Here is an 18,776-nt window from a genome sequence, read left to right on the forward strand (position 1 = left end):
GGACGGATGGACGGACAGGACCCCGAAGTACGGGACGAGACACCGGTCCGGGAAGGGGACGACGTCCTGCTCCAGGCCGCCGACCGGCTCGCGGCCGCCGCGGAGATCCTGGTCTCCGTGTCGGCCCGTACGGCGGTCGCGGTCGACAGCAGACTGTCGCCGCCGCTGCTGCGCGCCCTGACCCTGGTGGGCACGGATCCGGGTCTGACGCTCGCGGCACTCGCCGAGCGGGCGCAGATCAGCCGCTCCCGGGCGAGCCGGGTGTGCGACACGCTCGAAGAGGCCGGACTGCTGGCCCGTTCGCCGCGCACCGAGGACCGCAGGGGCGTCGGCCTGAGTCTGACCGGCCGCGGCCGCTCGGCGCTCGACCGGGTGCGGGATCGGCGCACCGCCTGGATCCAGGACGCGCTGCTTCGGATGCCGGAGTCGGATCTGAGCGGACTGCTGGCCGCGCTGCGCTCGCTCGGCCCGTCCCTGGCCCACGGACATCCGGAGCACGCGGAGACACCCGGGCCACCCGACCGGTCCGTCTGACACGCTCTCAGACCGCATCGGCCTCCAGTGCCTCCCCGACGCCGGGGAAGACCGACAGCACGTCCGAGACGCCGGTGATGCCCAGCACTCGCTCCACGAACGGGGAGAGGGCGGCCAGCCGGAGTCGCGGGCCGAGCACCCCGTGGGCCCGCAGGACGACGTTGATCGTGGTCGAGTCCAGGAAGGTCACCGCGGCCAGGTCGAGGACCACCGCGCCCGGGCAGGCGCGGCCCGCCGCCGCGAGGGCTTCGTCGAGCTCGCCCGCGTTGTCGAGATCCACCTCGCCGCGGACCGCGATCACGGTCGACCGACCGGCCTCGCGCGTCGACAGCGACATGGCCGCCTGACCTGGACTCCGGCCTGAATGCACAGCGATCCCTCGAAATGTTGTCGAATCCGCGGAGAGTGGGGTACCCGCATGGGGACGGTGGCGCCACAACGCCGCGATGGAGCGGTGTCAGGCCCTACCGTAGCCGATCGTTGTCATTTGACAACAATTGCCGTCAGGCAACAATCTGGTGCCCCTGCGATCCCAAGTCCGGCGACCCGTGGGCCGGTTGTCGCAGTGGTTGGGTCGCAGTGACGGGTCGCACCGAAGGGACGCAGATGGAGCTAACCGGTACCGGTCGCATGCCCGGGCGCCCGGCTGGACCCGCCGGAGCGCTCTTCGAGCTGGTCCAGCGCGGTCGCCCGGAACGCTTCGAGGCCTTCGGTGAGCCGGGCGACGTCCGCCGAGGACATCTGCTCCAGCACGGCCCGCACCTCGCGCGCACGGTGCTCCCGGAGTTCGCTCAGCACCTGCTCGCCGAGCGGGCTGAGGCCGACCTCGACCTCGCGCCGGCTCGTCGAGCTCGGCACTCTGCGGATCAGGCCGACTGCCTCCATCCGGTCACACAGACGGCTGACCGAGGAGGGACGCGAGGCCAGGGCGTCACCGAGCGAGCGAAGATTCATGGACCCGCCCTGCTCGATCACGATCAGGGCCCGTAGCTGAGAGGGCGGCACCGGTCCGGACGGCGCGGACTCCTGCCCTCGACCCCACAGGAGTTCGAGGAGCTCCGAGACGGCGTCGAGCGTGTGCGCGGCTTCGTCTCGGGAGACGGGTGGACGGATCGAGCGAGGCACCGATCCACCTTGTCATCAACTCAGGGCCATTACCAGCCGCGCCGGTCCACCGCAGCCCTCGAAACAGACCCCTGCGACCACGCAGACCCACTCGCACGACAACCGCACGAGAAAGTCATCACGACCGTGACCTCTGTGAACGACGTCGACAGAGCCCTGCGCGCGGCCCCGCCGCACGCGCTGCTCGACACCCTGCGCCCCCTCCTGACGGATGTCTGGGGGGCGATCGACGCCGACCTGCTGCTGGCGGACTACGGGATGACCGTGCTCCAGCCGGTCGAGGAGCCCGGCGACCCCGCGCGTGCCGTGTCCCTGCACAACACTCCCGAGAGCCGGGCCTTCGGCAGTCAGGAGCCGCACGAGGAACACCCCCGCAACACCGGACGGACGCGTCTGCATCTGCCGGTCACCGCCCGGGGCGAGCGCCTGGGCATCCTCACCGTTCTGCTGCCCCCGGGCCCCGTGGACCCCGCGGTGACCGACGAACTGGTGCAGGTCGCCGATCTGCTGGGCCACGCGATCGTCGTGGCCGAACGGGACACGGACGTCTACCGTCAGGCCCGGCGGGTCGGCCGGCTGACGCTGGCCGCCGAAATGCAGTGGGAGCTGCTCCCGGGCCGGGCCTGTGCCCGCGAGGAGTTCGCCGTCGGCGCCCAGCTGGAGCCCGCGTACGCGGTGCGCGGGGACAACTTCGACTGGTCCTCGGACGCGCACCGGCTCACCCTGTCGATCATCAACGGGATGGGGGACGGCATCCACGCGTCCTTGCTGACCCACCTCGCCGTCGGCGCCCTGCGCAACGCCCGCCGCGCCGGGCTCCCGGTCGCCGACCAGGCCAGACTCGCCGACCAGGCCCTCTACGCGCAGCACCACGGCGACCAGCACGTGTCGGCGCTGCTGCTCTCCTTCGACCTCGCCACCGGCAGCGCGCTCGCGGTGGACGCGGGCTCGCCCCGGATGTGGCGCCGCCGGGGCACGGCCGTGGAGCGGATCGAGCTGGAGGCGCAGCTGCCGCTCGGCATGTTCGAGGAGTCCGACTACGTGGCGCAGGAGTTCGGCGTCCTGCCCGGTGACCGGCTCCTGGTGGTGAGCGACGGTGTGTACGACGCCCTGTCCCCGCTGGGCGAGGTCTTCGGGGAGCGGGCGCTGGCCCGTGCCGTGTCGGCCACCGCCCTGCTGCCCGCGGCCGACGTACCGCGCGCAGTCCTCGACGAGCTGGCCCGCTACCGCGTCACCGAGCCGTTGGACGACGCGCTGATCGTGTGTCTCGACTGGTCCGGCAGACCGGTCGGCACGCCGTCCGGCTGACGTCGCGCCCGGGTCCGGCCGCCGAAATGGCGACGGCCATCGCGCATTCCCCCGTCCGCTCGGGGCACCCGGACCGCGCGGAGTCCGGTCGACGGCGGCCGGGGCCCGAAGGCCCGGAGGTGGACGGTGGACTGGTGGATGTGGCTGGTCGTCGTGGTCGCGGCCCTGGTGCTGCTGAGCGCGGCGGCGGTCTGGGTGCAGACGAGCAGACGGTCGGGGACCGTCATCGCCGTGCGGCGCGGGCACCGGTTCGGTAAGCGGGAGGTGTGATGAGCGAGTTGATGTCCGCGCGCGACCTCGGTGGACGACCGGTGGTCACACTCGGCGGTGAGGCGGTGGCGCGGGTCAAGGACACCGTCTTCGACGGGCCCGCGGGACGTGTCGCCGGCTTCACGCTCAACGGCCGCGGGCTGCTCGCGGGCCCGCTGAAGCAGAGCCTGCCGTGGAGCGCGGTCCACTCGCTGGGCCGCGACGCCGTCATGATCCTCAGCCGGGGGGTCCTCGCCGAACCGGCCGCGGTGATCGCCCGGGGCGAGGCGGCGCACGGCCGGGTGCTGGGCGCCAGGGTGCTCACGGACGGGGGCACGGAGGTGGGGACCGTGCTCGACCTCGTCGTCGAGGCCGGTATCAGCGGCCGCGTGGTGGGGTTCCGGATCGCCGCCCGACAGTCGCTGGAGTCGGGTTCGAAGCGCCGCCGCCGCAAGGTGTACGTCCCCCGGGGCGAGACGCTCGCCGTGTCGGGACAGGCTCTTGTCATCCCCGCGGACGCGACCCGCTTCGTCGCGGACGACCTGGCCGGTTTCGCCGCCCAGGTCGAGGCGTTCCGGCTCCGGGAGGCCGACCGGACGGAACCCACACCGTGACGCTGTTCTCTGAGATCCGCGGCCTGCCGGTCGTCACGCTCGGCGAGGCGAACGAGCTGGGCGTCGTCAGGTCACTCACGATCGATGTCGTATCGGGGCTGGTCGGCCAGGTGCGGCTGTCGCCGACCCGGGGTCGCAAGGAGATGGCGATCGACTGGAGCGCCTTGCACGTGATCGGCCCGGACGCCGTCCTTGTCCGGTCGGGCGCCGTCCTGGACACCGCCCCTCCCCCGGCCCCCGTGGAAATCCTGGGCGTCCGGGTCCTGACCGAGGACGGGGACGAGCGCGGCACCGTGCGGGACATCGCCTTCGACGCGGTCACCGGCCGCGTCGAGAAGATGTGTACGGCCCTGGGCGACATCCCGGGCGACCGCCTGGTCGGGCTCGGGGACTACGCCCTGGTCGTACGGACAGGCTGAGGTCGCCTCAGTACCCGGGAGGCGTCAGGGCCGACTCCGATGCCGGAGACTTCGGTGACGCCGACGACACGCTCGCCGCGGGGGACGGCTTCGCCGGGGGGTCCCTCTTCTCGTCCCGGCGGCCGTCGATGTCGCCCCGGTGACGGCCGACCCATTCGTCGCGGTGGGAGTCGTAGAGGACGAAGACGTCGATGGTGGTCGCGGCGGGCACGACGACCACCACGTTCTGCGAGCGGTACGAGGCCCAGGTGTCACCGGTCCGCCTGGGCACGGTCTTCTGCGCGACCGCCGGAGTCAACGGATTCCCGCAGGCACAGCGCACGCGCGGCACCCCGCGGCCGTCGACGAGGACCGCCGTGCCCGTCTGGAGCACCGCCTGGTAGCTGGTGGCCGCGCCGCCCCGGTAGCCGTGGTTGGTGACGCGGGTGTCCATCCGCAGCTGTACGGGGGTGAGCGAGCGCAGGTAGGCGGGGACCTCGGGGGGCTGGACGCCCTCCACGGAGGCGAACGCCTTGTTCTTCGCCGGCTCCGCCCGGAGCGCCTTGACCTGCTTCTCCACATCGCAACTCGCGGTGTCGCGGGTGCCGCCGTAGAGCCCGGGCGCGGAGCCCGACACACCGCGCGTCACATTGGCGGACTCCGGCGCGTTCGCCGCCGGTGTCACCGGCGTGGTGGAGCTCTCCTTCGCCGTCGACCCGGTGAACGGGTCGGGACCCGGTTTGTTCGCGGCCTGCAGGAACAACTCACCGACCGACGCCGTGCCGGACGTGCCGCCCGAGCGGGTGAGGACGACACCGAGCACCACCCCGGCCACCACGACCCCGGTGATCAGCGCCATCCGCGGCGCCGACTTCCACCAGGGGTGGTCCGGGCCGTCGCCGTGACCGGGCCGGCCGCCGGAACCGCCGCCGCCCTGCGGACCACTCGGCGGGCCGGTCGGCGGACCACTCGGGGGGCCGGCAGGCGGACCGGTGGGCGGACCACTCGGGGGACCGGTGGGCGGACCAGTGGGCGGTGACGCGAGCGGGCGGTCGATCCCGTGGGTCTGAGCGTGGTCGGGGGCATCCGGCCGGGGGGAGCCCGACAGCGGTCCCGAAGGAGGTCCGGTGGGCCGGTCGGAGGATGGCGGGTCGACGCTCACTGGGTCTTCTTCCGAGCGTGGGGATCTCGCGGCATTTCACGCCATTTATCCCGTTTCGTTCCACAACCAGCCCATTGTGTGCTCCGCTCGGGTGCCCCCCGCAAGCTGACGCGGTCGGCCCTCCCGACGAGCGGTGACCCCCGGTGCTGCTTAGCGTGGCAGCGTGAGCCCGCAGACGCCGTCCGACCAGGTCATCGCCACTCCTGGCGAGCGGAGGGCCGCCCGTCACGGCTGGGTCCAGGCCCTGCTGGCGGTGGTGGCCGGGGCGATCGTCATGCTCGCGGTCGCCGCCCTCGGGCTGTGGGGGGCCGGTGCCACGGGCCTGCCCGAGCACGCCTACCCACGGGTCGTCGCGGCCTCCGTCGTGACCGCGGTCGGCGGCACCATCGAACTCGCGGGCGACGCGGGCGTGATCGCCGACACCCGGGCGGGACTGACGGTGATCCCTCTGTCGGTCACGCTCGCGGGGGCCCTGATGATCGCCGCCGGGTTCCTGCGGCCGCTGCGGCACCGGGCCGTCGCGGGTGCCGCCGAGTTGGCCGGCTGGGCCGCCAGGATCGCGGTCCTGTGGCTGCTGGCCCTGCTCGGGCTCGCGCTCTACTCCCACCAGAACTTCAAGATCTCCCTCGGTACCGGGACGATCAGCGACATCGGCGACCTCATCGGGGTCTCGCCCGAGGTGGGCTTCAAGACAGCCGTGCCGGTGACGCTGCTCTACGGGGTGCTGTGGCTCGCGGGTGTCCTCGTCCTCGCCCTGCTGGTGTCGCGCGGAGCCCCGCTCCCGGCCCGGCTGCTGCGCTTCCAGGAGTCGGTGCGCCCGGCCGCGTACGCCATGGTCGTACTGGTTCTCGCCTGCGTGGCGGCGGGAGCGGTCGTCGCGCTGGTGGTGGCCGCGACGCGCGGACACGTCGCCGAGACCTTCGCGGTGATCTTCCTCGGGCTGCCGAACCTCACCTGGCTCGCCTTCACGATCGGACTGGGCGCCACCTGGAGGGGGCGGGTGGACGGGCCGTTCGGGCTGCCCATGCCGCACGTCCTCGACCAGGTGCTGCGCACCCCGGACGTCTCCACGGTCAACCTGCGCACCCTGGGCCACTACGACGGCAGGGTGTGGTGGCTGCCCGTCGTCGACGCGCTGCTGCTCCTGGGCGCCGCGTTCCTGATGGCCGCCCGCTCACCGGCCCGGATGCGGGCCTGGCAGCACGCCGTGCGCATGGCCCTCGCGCTGGCGCTCACGGTGCTCATGATCTGCCTGGTCGGCAGGATCTCGGCGCACTACGGCCTGTCGCTCATCGGCATCGGTGACGCCGGCGGCGGCCTCGCGGGCGAGCTCTTCCTCAAGCCGAAACTCTGGAGCGCGCTCGGCCTCGCCGTCGTGTGGGGCCTGGTGACCGGGTTCCTCGGCGCCCTGCTGGCGAGGGGAGTCCGCCGAAGGGGCGAGGTCGTGCAGGACACGGTCGGCTAGGAAGGACTCCGGCGGCCGGGGCGGTGGTCTCCCGCGCCGTCAGCGATGACCCGGGTCGTCAGCGGTCACCCGGGTCGTCCGTCACCCCCGGGACCAGGCGGGTCGGTTCATGGTCGTCGGGTGCCCGTACGACACCTGTGCGCGCCCGGCCCGGAACACTCCCGTTCCGCTCCGGGGTCGCCGCCGGTTCGTCCGCGACCGCGTACGTGCTCAGCCGCGTCCCGTCGGTGTACACCCAGCGCTCGTTCTCGGCGTCGTACAGCCAGAGGGACTCGCCGTCGACGACCACCCCGATCCGCTGCCCGCGCGTGATGCCGCGGAAGGACGCCCCGTCCAGCCGCCCGGCCGCGAGGTCCTCGGCCGCGCTCCGATAGCGGATGAGGGCCTGCTCGACGCGGGCGAGGAGCGGGCGCGGGTCGGCCGTTCGGGTGAGGGGGTCACCCTCCGCGGGCGACGGCTGCGGTACGGCGACCAGCAGCCGGCCGTCGACCCAGGCCGACCAGCCGTTGGCGCAGACGACCCTGCCCCAGTCACCGAGCCGCTCGACGAGCCGCACCGGGAGCAGCCCGTCGAGCGGCACGGTGGGCCGGGAGGGGTCCGGCGCCTCCCAGGCGGGCAGGCCGTCCGGCGGAACGACGTGCGTCGGGCGGAACTCGGCGGTCGTCGCCGGGTCGGGAGTCGTCATCGCACCTACTTCCGCATGACCTCGGGTTCGTGCCGCCGCAGCAGCCGGGCCACCACGCACCCGAAGGCGATCGACAGCACGACCAGCATGCTCATGTTGACCAGCCACACGCTGGGCTCGTGCCGGAACAGCGGGTCGGAGGTGAGTGACCCCGGGACGATCCGGCCCAGGGCGATGGTCCCCGACATCGCGCCCAGGCCCCAGCGCGCGGGGACCAGCCAGGCCAGTTGCTCCAAGCCGGGCACTCCGTGCAGGTTCAGCAGCGCGCCGCTGAAAACCACCTGGACGACGGCGACCAGCACCAGCAGCGGCATGGTGACCTCCTCCTTGGTCACCACGGCGGAGACCAGGAGGCCGAGCATCATCGCGCTGAAGGCCAGCAGGGCCACGGCCAGCGTGATCTCGAGAAGCGGCGACATGAGGACACCTTTGCCGCGGGGCGCGTTGAGGTCGACGCCGAACAGCGCGACGAGGGTCAGGACGACGGCCTGGAGAACGGTGATGGTGCCGAGGACCACGATCTTCGACATCAGGTACGCCGACCGGGACAGGCCGACCGCGCGCTCCCGCTGGTAGATGACCCGTTCCTTCACCACTTCGCGTACGGCGTTGGCCGCGCCCGCCAGGACTCCGCCGATGCACAGGGTGAGCAGCGCGTTCATCGACGTCTCCAGCGTCAGTTTGCTGCCCGCGACGGCTCGGCCCATCACGCCCATGATGCACGGCAGCGCGATCATGACGGCGAGGAAGGTCCGGTCGGCGCTGAGCACGGCCGCGTACCGGCGCACCAGGGTGCCGAGTTGCGCGCCCCAGCTCTGGGCCTTGGGCGGCGGTCCGACGGCGGCGGCCGGGCCGGCCCGGAGCAGATGGGGCTGTGGGCTGGAGCTGTCGATGTACCGGCCCTGGAGCGGCGAGCTCCGGTACTCCCCCGCCCAGTCCCGGTCCTGGTCCCGCTCGAAGGCCTCGAAGGCCTCGGGCCACTGCTCGTAGCCGAAGTAGGCGAGTGCCTCTCCGGGCGGTCCGAAGTAGGCGACCTTGCCGCCGGGGGCGAGCACCAGGAGCCGGTCGCAGACGTCGAGGCTGAGCACGCTGTGGGTGACCACGATGACCGTGCGGCCGTCGTCTGCGAGGCCGCGCAGCATGTGCATCACCGAGCGGTCCATGCCGGGGTCGAGACCGGAGGTGGGTTCGTCCAGGAACAGCAGTGACGGCTTGGTCAGCAGCTCCAGGGCCACACTGACCCGCTTGCGCTGACCGCCGGACAGAGTGTGGATGGGCAGGCCGGCGCGCTGCTCCAGGCCCAGCTCCTGGATGACCTCGTCGACCCGCGCCTGGCGCTCCGTCTTCGCGGTGTCCTGCGGGAAGCGCAGCTCGGCGGCGTAGGCGAGGGCCCGCCGCACCGTCAACTGGGCGTGCAGGATGTCGTCCTGCGGCACGAGGCCGATGCGCTGGCGCAGCTCGGCGTAGTCGCGGTAGAGGTCGCGGCCGTCGTACAGGACCGCCCCGCGGTCGGCGGGGCGCTGCCCGGTGAGGGCGTTGAGGAGCGTGGACTTCCCGGCGCCGCTGGGGCCCACGACGGCCAGCAGACACTTCTCGCCGACGGGAAAGGACACCTGGTCGAGGAGGATCTTGCGGCCGCGGTCGACGGCGACGGTCAGTTCCTGGACATCGAGGGAGACCTCGCCGGTGTCGACGTACTCCTGCAACTCGTCTCCGACGAGGCGGAACGCGGAGTGGCCGATGCCGACGATGTCACCGGGGGTGACCGCGGCCCGGGTGACGGGCTGCCCGTTGAGGAACGTGCCGTTGTGGCTGCCGAGGTCGAGGATCTCGTACGTCCTGTCCGGGTGGGCCAGGAGTTCGGCGTGCCGCCGGGAGACGACCAGGTCGTCGATGACCAGCTCGTTGTCGGCGCCGCGGCCGATGCGGACAGTGCGGGTGGGCAGCGGTCGTACGGTGGTCGGCCGTTGGAAGGTGCCGCTGGCCGAGGGCTGGAAGGCGCCCGAGGGCCGCTGCGGGGTCTTGCCGGCGAAGACCGCCCGGGGGCCGTCGGAGGGGCTGCCGAAGTGGATGACGCTGCCGGGTCCGACGCCCCATTCGCGGACCCGCCTGCCGTCGGCGTACGTGCCGTTCGTGCTGTTCTCGTCCTGGATCGTCCAGTGGTCCGCCTCGGGCCGCAGGACCGCGTGGTGCCACGAGACCCGGACGTCGTCGATGACGATCTCGCTCGACGGGTCGCGCCCTACGTGATAGTCGCGGCTCGGACTCAGCACCGTGGAGCCCGTCTCGGTTTCGAGGACGAGTTCGGGCGCCGTCGGCGCGACCGACCGCTCTCCCATGCCCAGAATTCTAGCTATTCGTTCATATATGCGCCTGATCAGCGGCTCCTGGGCGGTGCTGCGCGAGCTCCGCGAGGCGGGCCAGGACGGGCAGCGTGTCCGCGCTCTCCCGGCACCGTTCAGGGGCCGACCGGGCGAGGCGGGCATGGGCGTGGCCGTCGGGTCCACCGGCGTCTTCGTCGCCGCGGCCCGCGTCCAGGCGCACGTCGACGGCGGCGAGGAGAAGGTGATCACCGCCGCCGCCCCGGCGACGGTCAGGCCGCGGAGCTGCCGAGCGCGGCGGCGGTCCGCTGCATGCGCAGCGCGTCGACGGATTCGGCGAGCAGTTCGTACTCGGTGGTGTCGTCGCTGGTGGCGATGCGGACGAGCTTTCCGGCGGCCAACTCCTCGGCGATCAGCTCCTGTTGGAGGGCGTCACCGCACCAGGCACGCAGGACGCTCGGCACGTCCGGGACGGTGTCCGCCACCGGCGCGATCGAGTTCGGCGGGAAGGTCGGATCTTCGGGTTGCGGATCGAGCCGCGACGCCATCCAGGAGGCACGGTCCCGCATCCACCACAGGGCCAGCGCCAGGGTGGGCGCGCGATAGGTCCCCAACGGGACGCCGATGCGTCTACCTCCGCATATTCCGTATGCGGTCACATGGCACAGAAATTCGTCGTGCACGATCGCTCCCCCATTGCAACGCTCTCCGCCGGCCCGGCCTCGCTTTCCCTGCGGCTCGCTCACTGCGTGCGGCTCGTTCGTGGTGCACGGTGGTGCTGCGCGCGTCGTGCATGGTCGTGCAGCGCGCGGGCGTGGCTGAATCGCCCTGTCACTCGAGTATCGCCACTCCTGACACTCTGTCACCATGCCATTCCAGCCAGTCTCCTGGCATATTCACCGCCCGATTTGGCCGAAACGCGACTCGCTGCCCTTACCCGGGAGGTAATCGACGCCCTCGGGCGTCGGCGGGCATGGTTGCGGTATCGGATCCCGGCGGGGAACCACCTTCCGGAATCCACTCACTGACCAGCAACTACCCTACTTTCCACGGAGGTTGATCCACCATGTCCGCAGCCGGCAACCGTTACGAGAACGCCGTCGCCCGCTACTTCGAGGCCTGGAACGCCACTGACCGGGATGCGCTCACCAAGGCGGTCGCCGCCGCCTGGAGCACGGACGGCAGCTACACCGACCCGCTGGCCGAGGTCCGCGGGCACGACGGGATCGCGGCGGTGATCGCGGCGGCGCACGAGCAGTTCCCTGGGTTCTCCTTCCGGCCCGCCGGGCCGGTCGACGGGCACCACGACATCGCCCGCTTCGGCTGGGAGCTGGTCGATGAGGCCGACGGCACGGCGCCCGTCGCGGGATTCGATGTGATCACCCTGGACGGCGAGGACCGGATCCGCAGCGTGCACGGATTCCTGGACCGCGTGCCGACCCAGTGACGCTCCGGAGCCGACGCCCGCTCCCCGCCGCCGGCCGCGCATTCCTTCATGGCCCTGGGGGGCGGCACCCACAAGCTGCCGGTGAAGCCCGAGGTGCGCAAGGCGATCGGGAAGCGGGAGGGCGACACCGTCACGGTCCGCCTGGAGGAGCGTCTCAGCCCGTGAGCGCCGCCCGCGCGACGTCACGGTAGCGCCGCGGCGCGACACCCGTCGTCCGCTTGAAGGCGTTGCTGAACGCGCTCTCGGACGTGTAGCCGACCCGCTGGGCCAGGGCCGACACCGAGGTCTCGCCGTCCCGCAGGGCCCGGCGGGCCAGACTCATCCGCCAGTCCAGCAGATACGTCAGGGGCGGCACCCCGGCCACGGCCCGGAAGCGCTCGGCGAAGGTGGTCCGGGACATGGCCGCCGCCCTGGCGAGCTCCTCCAGCTGCCAGGGGCGGCCCGGGTCGGCGTGCATGAGCCGCAGCGCCGGGGCGATGCGCTCGTCGGCGAGGGCGCGCAGGCGTCCGGCCGGGAGGGCGTCGGCGTCCGCGAGATAGGCCCGCAGGACCTGGACGAACATGAGCTGGGCGAGCTGGTCGGCCGCGAAGTCGGCCCCGGCCCGCTCGGCGGCCAGTTCGCGCAGCAGCTGGTCGAGCAGCCAGCGCATGACCGGCGCCTCCTCGGCCCCGGACCGGACGCACAGCAGCGGCGGCAGGGCGTGCAGGAGCAACTCCTCACCCGCCCGGCCCAGTTCGATGTGTCCGCCGACGAAGACGGCGTCCTCTCCGCCGCCGTGACGAATGATGGACCCCGAGGTGTCCGCGAAGAGTGTCTCGGCGTCCGCCGGCTGCACGGACGAATCGCTCGCGACCACGAACGCCCGGCTGCCGTCGAACACGGCCACATCACCCGGCCCCAGCCGGGCGAACTCAGGCAGTCCCTCCAGGGACACCGACATGCCGCCCCGCACCACCGCGGTGATCTTGAGCATCCCGGGCGCCGGGAAGCGCAGCGCCCAGTCACCACCGGCCGTGAAGCCACCGGAGATGACGCACCGGGCGTCCATGAGACCGAGGGTGTCGGAGAGAGGATCCGCAGGCATGTCCGTACTATCGCGCAAGTAATGCGGACTATCAAGCATTCATCGTACGGATGCCCGGTTCTACGGTGGTCGGGAAGGCACACACGAGGAGAGCCGAAACATGACCACCGAGCAACAGCAGCAGCCCCTCCACTCCGGATTCGCCGCCGCGTCCAGCGCCGAGGACGTCATCAAGGGCATCGACCTGACCGGCAAGGTCGCCGTCGTCACCGGCGGCTACTCCGGCATCGGCCTGGAGACCGTGCGCGTCCTGCGGGCCGCGGGCGTCGAGGTCGTCGTACCGGCGCGGGACACCGAAAGGGCGCGGGCCGCACTCAAGGGGATCGACGGCGTCGAGACCGCTGCCATGGACCTGCTGGATCCGGCCTCGATCGACGCGTTCGCCGAGCGTTTCCTCGACTCCGGCCGGCCGCTGCACATCCTCGTGAACAGCGCGGGCGTCATGGCGACGCCGCTGACGCGCGACGCCCGGGGGTACGAAGTGCAGTTCGCCACGAACCACCTCGGCCACTTCCAGCTGGTCGCCCGCCTGTGGCCGGCACTGCGCCGGGCGCACGGGGCCCGGGTCGTCTCGGTGTCCTCGTGGGGCCACCGGTTCTCGCCCGTCCTGTTCGACGACCCGCACTTCGAGCACCACGAGTACGACCGCTGGGTCGCCTACGGACAGTCGAAGACGGCGAACATCCTCTTCGCGCTCGGTCTCGACGAGCGGGGCAGGGCGGACGGCATCCGGGCCTTCGCCCTGCACCCGGGAAGCATCGTCGACACCGGTCTGAAGAAGTACCTGGCCGAGGAGGACCTCAGGGCCGTCGGCGTCCTCGACGCGGACGGCCGGCCGATCCTCGACCCGGAGCGGCAGCTGAAGACCGTAGAGCAGGGGGCGGCCACCAGCGTGTGGTGCGCGACCAGCCCCCTGCTCGAGGGCAGGGGCGGCGTCTACTGCGAGAACAGCGACATCGCCCCTCCGATGTCCGCGGAGGAGGGCCGTGAGTGGTCCCTCGGGAACAGGACGGCCAAGGCCGGCGTGGTGCCCTACGCCGTGGACCCGACGGCGGTCGACCGCCTCTGGGAGCTCAGCGAGCGCCTCACCGCCTGACGACCGGGCCCCACTGCCCGGTCGGCTTCTCCTACGGCCTGATCAGCGGGCCTCAGCCCTTGATGATCGCGTCGATCCGCGCCAGCTCCTCCGCGGTGAAGTCCAGGGCGCGGGTGGCCGCGACGCTGTCCTCCAGCTGCTGGGGGCTGCTCGCGCCGATGAGCGCGGAGGTCACCCGGCCGCCGCGCAGCACCCAGGAGAGCGCCAGCTGCGCCAGGGACTGGCCGCGGGACTTGGCGATCTCGTCGAGGGCACGCAGCTGCCGTACCAGGTCCTCGGTGACCGTGTCGGCGCTCAGGAAGGGGCTGTCGCTCGCGGCGCGCGAGCCCTCCGGGATGCCGTCGAGGTAGCGGCTGGTGAGCAGGCCCTGCTCCAGCGGGGAGTAGGCGATGGAGCCGACCCGCAGCTCGTCCAGCGTGTCCAGGAGCCCCTCGTCCTCAGGCCGGCGGTCGAGCATCGAGTAGCGCGGCTGGTGGATCAGCAGCGGGGTGCCGAGCTCGGCCAGGATGCGGGCGGCTTCCCGGGTCTGCTCCGCGGAGTAGTTGGAGACGCCGACGTAGAGCGCCTTGCCCTGCTGGACCGCCGAGTGCAGGGCGCCCATCGTCTCCTCCAGGGGAGTCTCCGGGTCGGGGCGGTGCGAGTAGAAGATGTCCACGTAGTCCAGGCCCATCCGGGCCAGGCTCTGGTCGAGCGAGGACAGCAGGTACTTGCGGGAGCCCCATTCGCCGTAGGGACCCGGCCACATCAGGTATCCGGCCTTGGTGGAGATGACCAGCTCGTCGCGGTGGTGCGCGAAGTCCGCCTTCAGGGCGTCGCCGAGGGCCGACTCGGCGGCGCCGGGCGGCGGACCGTAGTTGTTGGCCAGGTCGAAGTGGGTGACACCGAGGTCGAAGGCGCGGCGCAGGATCGCGCGCTGGGTCGCCACCGGCCGGTCGGGGCCGAAGTTGTGCCACAGGCCGAGCGACAGCGCGGGCAGCTTCAGTCCGCTGCGTCCGGTGCGCCGGTAGGGCATGTCCGCGTAACGGTCGGGGTGTGCGGTGTACAACGCTTGCTCCTGAAAGGCCGGGAAAACAGGTCTCCACTCTCGCGCGGGCACGTGCAGAGGTCCAACGGGAGAATCGGATGGGACTGAGCGACAGTGCTTCTCAATCGGCGACTACTGTGGTGCCCCATGGAACTGCGCCACCTTCAGCACTTCGTCGCGGTCGCCGAGGACCAGCACTTCACCCGGGCGGCGGAACGGCTCATGGTGTCGCAGTCGGGACTGTCGTCCTCCATTCGCGCCCTGGAGCGGGAGCTTCAGGCCCCGCTGTTCGTGCGCACCACCCGTCGGGTCACGCTCACGGAGGCCGGTCGCGCGCTGCTCGGCGAGGCGGAGCGGATCCTCGCGCAGGTGCGCTCGGCGCAGGACGCCGTGGCCGCCGTGCAGGGCGTGCTGCGCGGCACGCTCTCCCTGGGCACCGAGCAGTGCATCGCGGGCGTGGACGTGGCCAAGCTTCTCGCGGCGTTCCGGCGGCGACATCCCGACGTCGAGATCCGGCTGCGGCAGGCGGGCTCCGAGGCGCTGGCCGAGGAGGTCGCCGCGGGCCGTCTCGACCTGGCCTTCGCCGTCAGGACGCGCGCGGACGGCGACCAGCTGCGGTCGGTGCCGCTGACCAGCGAGCCGATGACCGTGCTCTGCCATCCGGCGCATCACCTCGCGACCTCCTCCGTGGTCACGCCCGAGGAGCTGGGCGGCGAGGCCTTCGTCGACTTCCACCCCGACTGGGGGCCGCGCCGCACCACGGACGCGGCCTTCGCGGCGGCGGACGTACGGCGGACGGTGGCGCTTGAGGTCAGCGACGTGCACAGCCTGCTGGAGCTGGTCCACGAGGGCCTCGGCATCGCGGTCGTGCCCCGCCACTTCGGCCACAAGCGCGAGGCCGGCGATCTCACCGCCCTCCCTTTCAAGGGCGCCTGTGAAGCCTCGTACGAGACGGTCGCCATGCTGCCGCCGCCGGACGCCACCAGTCCGGCGGCGCGAGCGCTGATGGTGCTTCTCGACACCCCGCAAGAGGGGGCCTGACACCACCCCCGGAGGGGCTCCAGCACTCCTGACCGGGCCCGCTGCCCGGCCGCAGACTCGTGGACGTCCACGAAGGCAACAGCGAGGCTGGAGTACGGAGATGGCGGATCACACACGGCGGACGGTCCTGCGCGGGACGGCGGTCGCGGCGGCGGGAGGGCTCGTCGGTGCGATGGGGGGCCGGGTGGCAGCGGCGGCGGCACCTGTGCCGGGCACGACGACACAGGGCGGGCACCGGTTCCCTTTCCTGGAGGGGGCGTTCAAGCCCGTCACCGAGGAGCTGACGGCGTTCGACCTGCCGGTCACCGGACGCATCCCGCGCGAGCTGAACGGCCGCTTCCTGCGCAACGGCCCCAACGTCCTGGGTCTGGAGGACCCGCGCGCCCACCACTGGATGCTCGGTGAGGGCATGGTGCACGGCGTGCGGCTGCGGGACGGTCGCGCGGAGTGGTACCGCAACCGCTGGGTCCGCTCGGCCTCCGTGGCGAAGAAGCTCGGCGAGCCGTACCCCGGGCCCGTCCCGCCGGACGACTTCCCGTGCAACACCCATGTGATCGGGCACAGGGGACGGATCCTGGCCCTCCAGGAGAGCGGGCCGCTGCCGTACGAACTCGACCACGAGCTCGCCACGGTGGGCACGTACGACTTCCGCGGCACCCTCGAAGGGGCCTTCACCGCCCACACCAAGTTCGACGCGGCGGCCGGAGAACTGCACGCGATCGCCTATTACCCCACCTGGGACCACGTCCGGCACCAGGTGATCGACCACACGGGCCGGGTCGCGAGGACCACGCGGATCCCGGTGGCGGACGCGCCGATGATGCACGACTTCGCGCTCACCGAGAAGTACGTCGTGATCTTCGATCTGCCCATCACCTTCGACCCCGCGGGCGCCGAGCGGGGCGACCTCGTGCCGTACGTCTGGAACGAGAAGCACCCGACGCGGGTCGGTCTGCTGCCGCGCGCGGGGGGTGAGGTCCGCTGGTTCGAGGTGGATCCGGTCTACTACTCGCACACCCTGAACGCGTACGACGAGGGCTCGTCCGTGGTCGTCGACATGACGACCTACCCTGCGCCCTTCTATGTGGCGGGCCGCGGCTCCGACGGACCGTACGGCGCCGGCACCGCCTCGCTCGAACGCTGGACGATCGACGTGGCGCACGGCCGGGTGCGCACCAGGACGCTCGACGACCGTCCCCAGGAGTTCCCCCGCGTCCACGAGGCGTTGGTGTCCAGGCGGCACCGCTACGCCTACACGGCCGCCGCCGCGGACATGACCCTGGCGTATCTGACGCCCGACGGGAACCCGCCCGACCGGGCCTTCGCCAACGCGCTGATCAAGCACGACCTGCTCCGCGGGACCACGCAGGTCCACCGGCTGCCGCGGGACGCCGCAGCGGGGGAAGCCGTCTTCGTACCCTCCGAGGGCGCACGGGCCGAGGACGACGGCTACGCGATCGTCTATGCGCACAATCCCGATCGCGGGGCCGCCGACCTGGTGATCCTGGCCGCCCAGGACTTCACGGGCGAGCCGGTCGCCCGGGTCCATCTCCCGGGGCGGGTGCCGCTCGGCTTCCACGGGAGTTGGATTCCGGACGCGTGAGGGACCTCGATGCGCGATGGTGGACGCATGCATGCAAAGGACATCCTCATCGACGCGTACAGCCGCATCCAGGAAGAGGTCCATGCCGCCGTCGGGGGCCTGTCGCCGGACGTTCTCAACGCCCGCCCCTCGGACGACGCCAACTCCGTCTCATGGCTGGTCTGGCACCTCACCCGCGTCCAGGACGACCATGTCGCGGACGCCGCCGGGCTCGAGCAGATCTGGCTCGCGCAGGACTGGGAGAAGCGCTTCGGGCTCGATCTGCCGCGCCGGGACACGGGGTACGGGCACAGCTCCGCGAAGGTCGCCAAGGTGCGGGTCGACTCCGGTGACCTGCTGACCGGCTACTACGACGCCGTGCACGAACAGACGCTGGAGTTCGTGCGCGGGCTGACCGCCAAGGACTTCGAGCGGATCGTGGACGAGCGCTGGGATCCCCCGGTCACACTGGGCGTACGGCTGGTCAGCGTCCTGTCCGACGATCTGCAGCACGTCGGACAGGCCGCCTATGTACGGGGGCTGGTTCAGAGGGCGTAGCCGGGCAGTACGACGTCCTCGATGAGGGCCTTGCGCTCGTCGAACGGGATGAACGCGCTCTTCACGGCGTTCACCGTGACCGTGCGCAGGTCCTCCACCGTCCAGCCCGCCTCCTCCACCAGCAGCGCCATCTCGCGCGTCATCGTCGTGCCCGACACCAGACGGTTGTCGGTGTTGAGGGTGACCCGGAAGCCGAGGTCGCGCAGGGCGGTGATGGGGTGCTCGGCGATGGAGGTCGCGGCACCCGTCTGGAGGTTCGACGTCGGGCACATCTCCAGGGCGATACGGCGGTCGCGCACCCAGCCCGCGAGGCGGCCGAGCTTGCCGTCGACGATGTCCTCGGTGATGCGGACGCCATGGCCGATGCGCTGGGCGCCGCAGACCTGGAGGGCCTGGTGGATGCTGGGCAGACCGTGGGCCTCTCCGGCGTGGATGGTGAACGGGACGCTCTCGCCGCGCAGGTGCTCGAAGGCGGCGAGGTGGTCGGCGGGCGGGAAGCCGTCCTCGGCACCCGCGATGTCGAAGCCGACGACGCCGCCGTCCCGGAACGCCACCGCGAGGTCGGCGATCTCCCGGGTACGGTCGAACATGCGCATCCCGCACAGCAGGGTGCCGACCCGGACCGGGGTGCCCGCTGCCGCCGCCTTGGCCATACCGGCCGCCAGGCCCTCCTGCACGGTCTCGACGACCTCGGGCAGGGTCAGCCCGCCGTTCACCATCAGCTCGGGCGCGTACCGGACCTCGCCGTAGACGACGCCGTCCTCGGCCAGGTCGAGCACGTACTCCTCGGCCGTGCGCAGCAGGCCCTCGCGGGTCTGCATCACGGCGAGGGTGTGCTCGAAGGTGGCTATGTAGCGCACCAGGTCACCGGAGTTGGCGGCCTCGTAGTACCAGGCGGCGAGCGCGTCCGGGTCGGTGGTGGGCAGCGTGTGGCCGACCGTCCCGGCGAGCTCCACCAGCGTGGCGGGGCGCAGGCCGCCGTCGAGGTGGTCGTGCAGCACGGCCTTGGGGAGGCGGCGGATGGTGTCGATGTCGATGCGGGGCGCGGTCATGCGTGTCGTTCCTCGGCAGGTTCTGAACAGA

The 18,776-nt window shown here is 71.9% G+C and carries 20 protein-coding genes and 1 pseudogene; 12 read left to right on the forward strand and 9 right to left on the reverse strand.

What is annotated here, in order from left to right:
- Positions 1-6: 6 nt before the first annotated feature.
- Positions 7-534 carry a MarR family winged helix-turn-helix transcriptional regulator gene (locus AQJ27_RS34875; protein WP_067377500.1) on the forward strand — a complete coding sequence of 176 codons (528 nt, stop codon included), beginning with the start codon at positions 7-9 and terminating at the stop codon, positions 532-534.
- 7 nt (positions 535-541) lie between these two features.
- Here the strand turns inward: AQJ27_RS34875 and AQJ27_RS34880 are convergent, their stop codons facing one another.
- Both AQJ27_RS34880 and AQJ27_RS34885 read right to left on the reverse strand, forming a co-directional pair.
- Complete coding sequence (locus AQJ27_RS34880) at positions 542-871, reverse strand: STAS domain-containing protein (protein WP_067377504.1); 330 nt, start codon at positions 869-871, stop codon at positions 542-544.
- Positions 872-1,146: 275 nt separating this feature from the next.
- Positions 1,147-1,659, reverse strand: a complete 513-nt coding sequence (locus AQJ27_RS34885) for a MarR family winged helix-turn-helix transcriptional regulator (protein ID WP_067377507.1) — start codon at positions 1,657-1,659, stop codon at positions 1,147-1,149.
- Positions 1,660-1,785: 126 nt separating this feature from the next.
- Here AQJ27_RS34885 and AQJ27_RS34890 point away from each other — a divergent pair, with 126 nt between their 5' ends.
- The 4 genes from AQJ27_RS34890 (at position 1,786) to AQJ27_RS34900 (ending at position 4,249) form a co-directional block, all read left to right on the forward strand.
- Positions 1,786-2,967, forward strand: a complete 1,182-nt coding sequence (locus tag AQJ27_RS34890; protein WP_067377509.1) for a PP2C family protein-serine/threonine phosphatase — start codon at positions 1,786-1,788, stop codon at positions 2,965-2,967.
- Between the two features lie 126 nt (positions 2,968-3,093).
- Positions 3,094-3,237, forward strand: coding sequence for a hypothetical protein (locus tag AQJ27_RS57485; protein WP_167552135.1), 144 nt, complete (start codon positions 3,094-3,096; stop codon positions 3,235-3,237).
- Complete coding sequence (locus AQJ27_RS34895; RefSeq protein WP_067377513.1) at positions 3,237-3,830, forward strand: PRC-barrel domain-containing protein; 594 nt, start codon at positions 3,237-3,239, stop codon at positions 3,828-3,830. The genes AQJ27_RS57485 and AQJ27_RS34895 overlap by 1 nt, the downstream gene beginning before the upstream one ends.
- Positions 3,827-4,249, forward strand: coding sequence for a PRC-barrel domain-containing protein (locus tag AQJ27_RS34900; RefSeq protein ID WP_067377516.1), 423 nt, complete (start codon positions 3,827-3,829; stop codon positions 4,247-4,249). Before AQJ27_RS34895 ends, AQJ27_RS34900 begins: the two co-directional genes overlap by 4 nt.
- A 7-nt stretch (positions 4,250-4,256) precedes the next feature.
- Here AQJ27_RS34900 and AQJ27_RS54965 read toward each other — a convergent pair whose 3' ends face one another.
- Positions 4,257-5,087: a DUF6777 domain-containing protein gene (locus tag AQJ27_RS54965; protein ID WP_067377519.1), complete on the reverse strand. Its 831-nt coding sequence runs from the start codon at positions 5,085-5,087 to the stop codon at positions 4,257-4,259.
- A 466-nt stretch (positions 5,088-5,553) separates the two neighbouring features.
- On the opposite strand from AQJ27_RS54965, the gene AQJ27_RS34910 reads away from it, so the two are divergent.
- Entirely contained in the window at positions 5,554-6,855 is a 1,302-nt protein-coding gene (locus AQJ27_RS34910; RefSeq protein WP_067377522.1) for a streptophobe family protein, read from the forward strand.
- Positions 6,856-6,913: 58 nt separating this feature from the next.
- Here the strand turns inward: AQJ27_RS34910 and AQJ27_RS34915 are convergent, their stop codons facing one another.
- The 3 genes from AQJ27_RS34915 to AQJ27_RS34925 all read right to left on the reverse strand — a co-directional run bounded on the left by AQJ27_RS34915 (position 6,914) and on the right by AQJ27_RS34925 (position 10,544).
- Positions 6,914-7,540: a hypothetical protein gene (locus tag AQJ27_RS34915; RefSeq protein ID WP_067377526.1), complete on the reverse strand. Its 627-nt coding sequence runs from the start codon at positions 7,538-7,540 to the stop codon at positions 6,914-6,916.
- A gap of 5 nt (positions 7,541-7,545) precedes the next feature.
- The gene (locus AQJ27_RS34920) at positions 7,546-9,879 is read right to left on the reverse strand and encodes an FHA domain-containing protein (RefSeq protein WP_067377529.1); all 2,334 of its coding nucleotides are present in this window, start codon (positions 9,877-9,879) and stop codon (positions 7,546-7,548) included.
- A 254-nt stretch (positions 9,880-10,133) separates the two neighbouring features.
- On the reverse strand, positions 10,134-10,544 hold the full coding sequence (locus AQJ27_RS34925; RefSeq protein ID WP_067377532.1) for a hypothetical protein: 411 nt from the start codon (positions 10,542-10,544) through the stop codon (positions 10,134-10,136).
- Between the two features lie 383 nt (positions 10,545-10,927).
- On the opposite strand from AQJ27_RS34925, the gene AQJ27_RS34930 reads away from it, so the two are divergent.
- Both AQJ27_RS34930 and AQJ27_RS52790 read left to right on the forward strand, forming a co-directional pair.
- Positions 10,928-11,308 (forward strand): nuclear transport factor 2 family protein, encoded by a 381-nt coding sequence (locus AQJ27_RS34930; protein WP_067377534.1) that lies wholly within the window; start codon positions 10,928-10,930, stop codon positions 11,306-11,308.
- A 30-nt stretch (positions 11,309-11,338) separates the two neighbouring features.
- Positions 11,339-11,473 (forward strand): annotated as a pseudogene (locus AQJ27_RS52790) (DUF1905 domain-containing protein); the annotation flags it as partial.
- On the opposite strand, the gene AQJ27_RS34935 reads toward AQJ27_RS52790, so the two are convergent.
- Entirely contained in the window at positions 11,463-12,392 is a 930-nt protein-coding gene (locus tag AQJ27_RS34935) for a helix-turn-helix transcriptional regulator (RefSeq protein ID WP_067377537.1), read from the reverse strand. The pseudogene AQJ27_RS52790 and the gene AQJ27_RS34935 sit on opposite strands and share 11 nt — an antisense overlap.
- A 100-nt stretch (positions 12,393-12,492) precedes the next feature.
- Between AQJ27_RS34935 and AQJ27_RS34940 the strand changes: the two genes are divergently transcribed.
- Positions 12,493-13,488 carry an oxidoreductase gene (locus tag AQJ27_RS34940; RefSeq protein WP_067377540.1) on the forward strand — a complete coding sequence of 332 codons (996 nt, stop codon included), beginning with the start codon at positions 12,493-12,495 and terminating at the stop codon, positions 13,486-13,488.
- 52 nt (positions 13,489-13,540) lie between these two features.
- Here the strand turns inward: AQJ27_RS34940 and mgrA are convergent, their stop codons facing one another.
- Entirely contained in the window at positions 13,541-14,533 is a 993-nt protein-coding gene (gene mgrA / locus AQJ27_RS34945; protein WP_067377543.1) for an L-glyceraldehyde 3-phosphate reductase, read from the reverse strand.
- Between the two features lie 126 nt (positions 14,534-14,659).
- Here mgrA and AQJ27_RS34950 point away from each other — a divergent pair, with 126 nt between their 5' ends.
- From AQJ27_RS34950 to AQJ27_RS34960, 3 genes are all read left to right on the forward strand, one after another.
- Positions 14,660-15,553, forward strand: coding sequence for a LysR family transcriptional regulator (locus AQJ27_RS34950; protein ID WP_067377546.1), 894 nt, complete (start codon positions 14,660-14,662; stop codon positions 15,551-15,553).
- Positions 15,554-15,653: 100 nt separating this feature from the next.
- Positions 15,654-17,156, forward strand: coding sequence for a carotenoid oxygenase family protein (locus AQJ27_RS34955; protein WP_067377549.1), 1,503 nt, complete (start codon positions 15,654-15,656; stop codon positions 17,154-17,156).
- 27 nt (positions 17,157-17,183) lie between these two features.
- Positions 17,184-17,693 carry a mycothiol transferase gene (locus AQJ27_RS34960; protein ID WP_067377552.1) on the forward strand — a complete coding sequence of 170 codons (510 nt, stop codon included), beginning with the start codon at positions 17,184-17,186 and terminating at the stop codon, positions 17,691-17,693.
- Here the strand turns inward: AQJ27_RS34960 and AQJ27_RS34965 are convergent.
- Positions 17,681-18,745 carry an adenosine deaminase gene (locus AQJ27_RS34965; RefSeq protein WP_067377555.1) on the reverse strand — a complete coding sequence of 355 codons (1,065 nt, stop codon included), beginning with the start codon at positions 18,743-18,745 and terminating at the stop codon, positions 17,681-17,683. The two genes, AQJ27_RS34960 and AQJ27_RS34965, sit on opposite strands and share 13 nt — an antisense overlap.
- Positions 18,746-18,776: the final 31 nt, after the last annotated feature.

Origin of the sequence: Streptomyces olivochromogenes (genome assembly GCF_001514115.1) — a bacterium.
GTDB classification, from domain to species: Bacteria; Actinomycetota; Actinomycetes; order Streptomycetales; family Streptomycetaceae; genus Streptomyces; species Streptomyces olivochromogenes.

Coding starts and splice junctions, on each gene's coding strand:
- AQJ27_RS34895 (WP_067377513.1), top strand. CDS start 3,237: ATGAGCGAGTTGATGTCCGCGCGCGACCTCGGTGGACGACCGGTGGTC.
- AQJ27_RS54965 (WP_067377519.1), bottom strand. CDS start 5,087: ATGGCGCTGATCACCGGGGTCGTGGTGGCCGGGGTGGTGCTCGGTGTC.
- AQJ27_RS34880 (WP_067377504.1), bottom strand. CDS start 871: ATGTCGCTGTCGACGCGCGAGGCCGGTCGGTCGACCGTGATCGCGGTC.
- AQJ27_RS34930 (WP_067377534.1), top strand. CDS start 10,928: ATGTCCGCAGCCGGCAACCGTTACGAGAACGCCGTCGCCCGCTACTTC.
- AQJ27_RS34965 (WP_067377555.1), bottom strand. CDS start 18,745: ATGACCGCGCCCCGCATCGACATCGACACCATCCGCCGCCTCCCCAAG.
- AQJ27_RS34875 (WP_067377500.1), top strand. CDS start 7: ATGGACGGACAGGACCCCGAAGTACGGGACGAGACACCGGTCCGGGAA.
- AQJ27_RS34940 (WP_067377540.1), top strand. CDS start 12,493: ATGACCACCGAGCAACAGCAGCAGCCCCTCCACTCCGGATTCGCCGCC.
- AQJ27_RS34915 (WP_067377526.1), bottom strand. CDS start 7,540: ATGACGACTCCCGACCCGGCGACGACCGCCGAGTTCCGCCCGACGCAC.
- AQJ27_RS34950 (WP_067377546.1), top strand. CDS start 14,660: ATGGAACTGCGCCACCTTCAGCACTTCGTCGCGGTCGCCGAGGACCAG.
- AQJ27_RS34955 (WP_067377549.1), top strand. CDS start 15,654: ATGGCGGATCACACACGGCGGACGGTCCTGCGCGGGACGGCGGTCGCG.
- AQJ27_RS34920 (WP_067377529.1), bottom strand. CDS start 9,879: ATGGGAGAGCGGTCGGTCGCGCCGACGGCGCCCGAACTCGTCCTCGAA.
- AQJ27_RS34935 (WP_067377537.1), bottom strand. CDS start 12,392: ATGCCTGCGGATCCTCTCTCCGACACCCTCGGTCTCATGGACGCCCGG.
- AQJ27_RS34960 (WP_067377552.1), top strand. CDS start 17,184: ATGCATGCAAAGGACATCCTCATCGACGCGTACAGCCGCATCCAGGAA.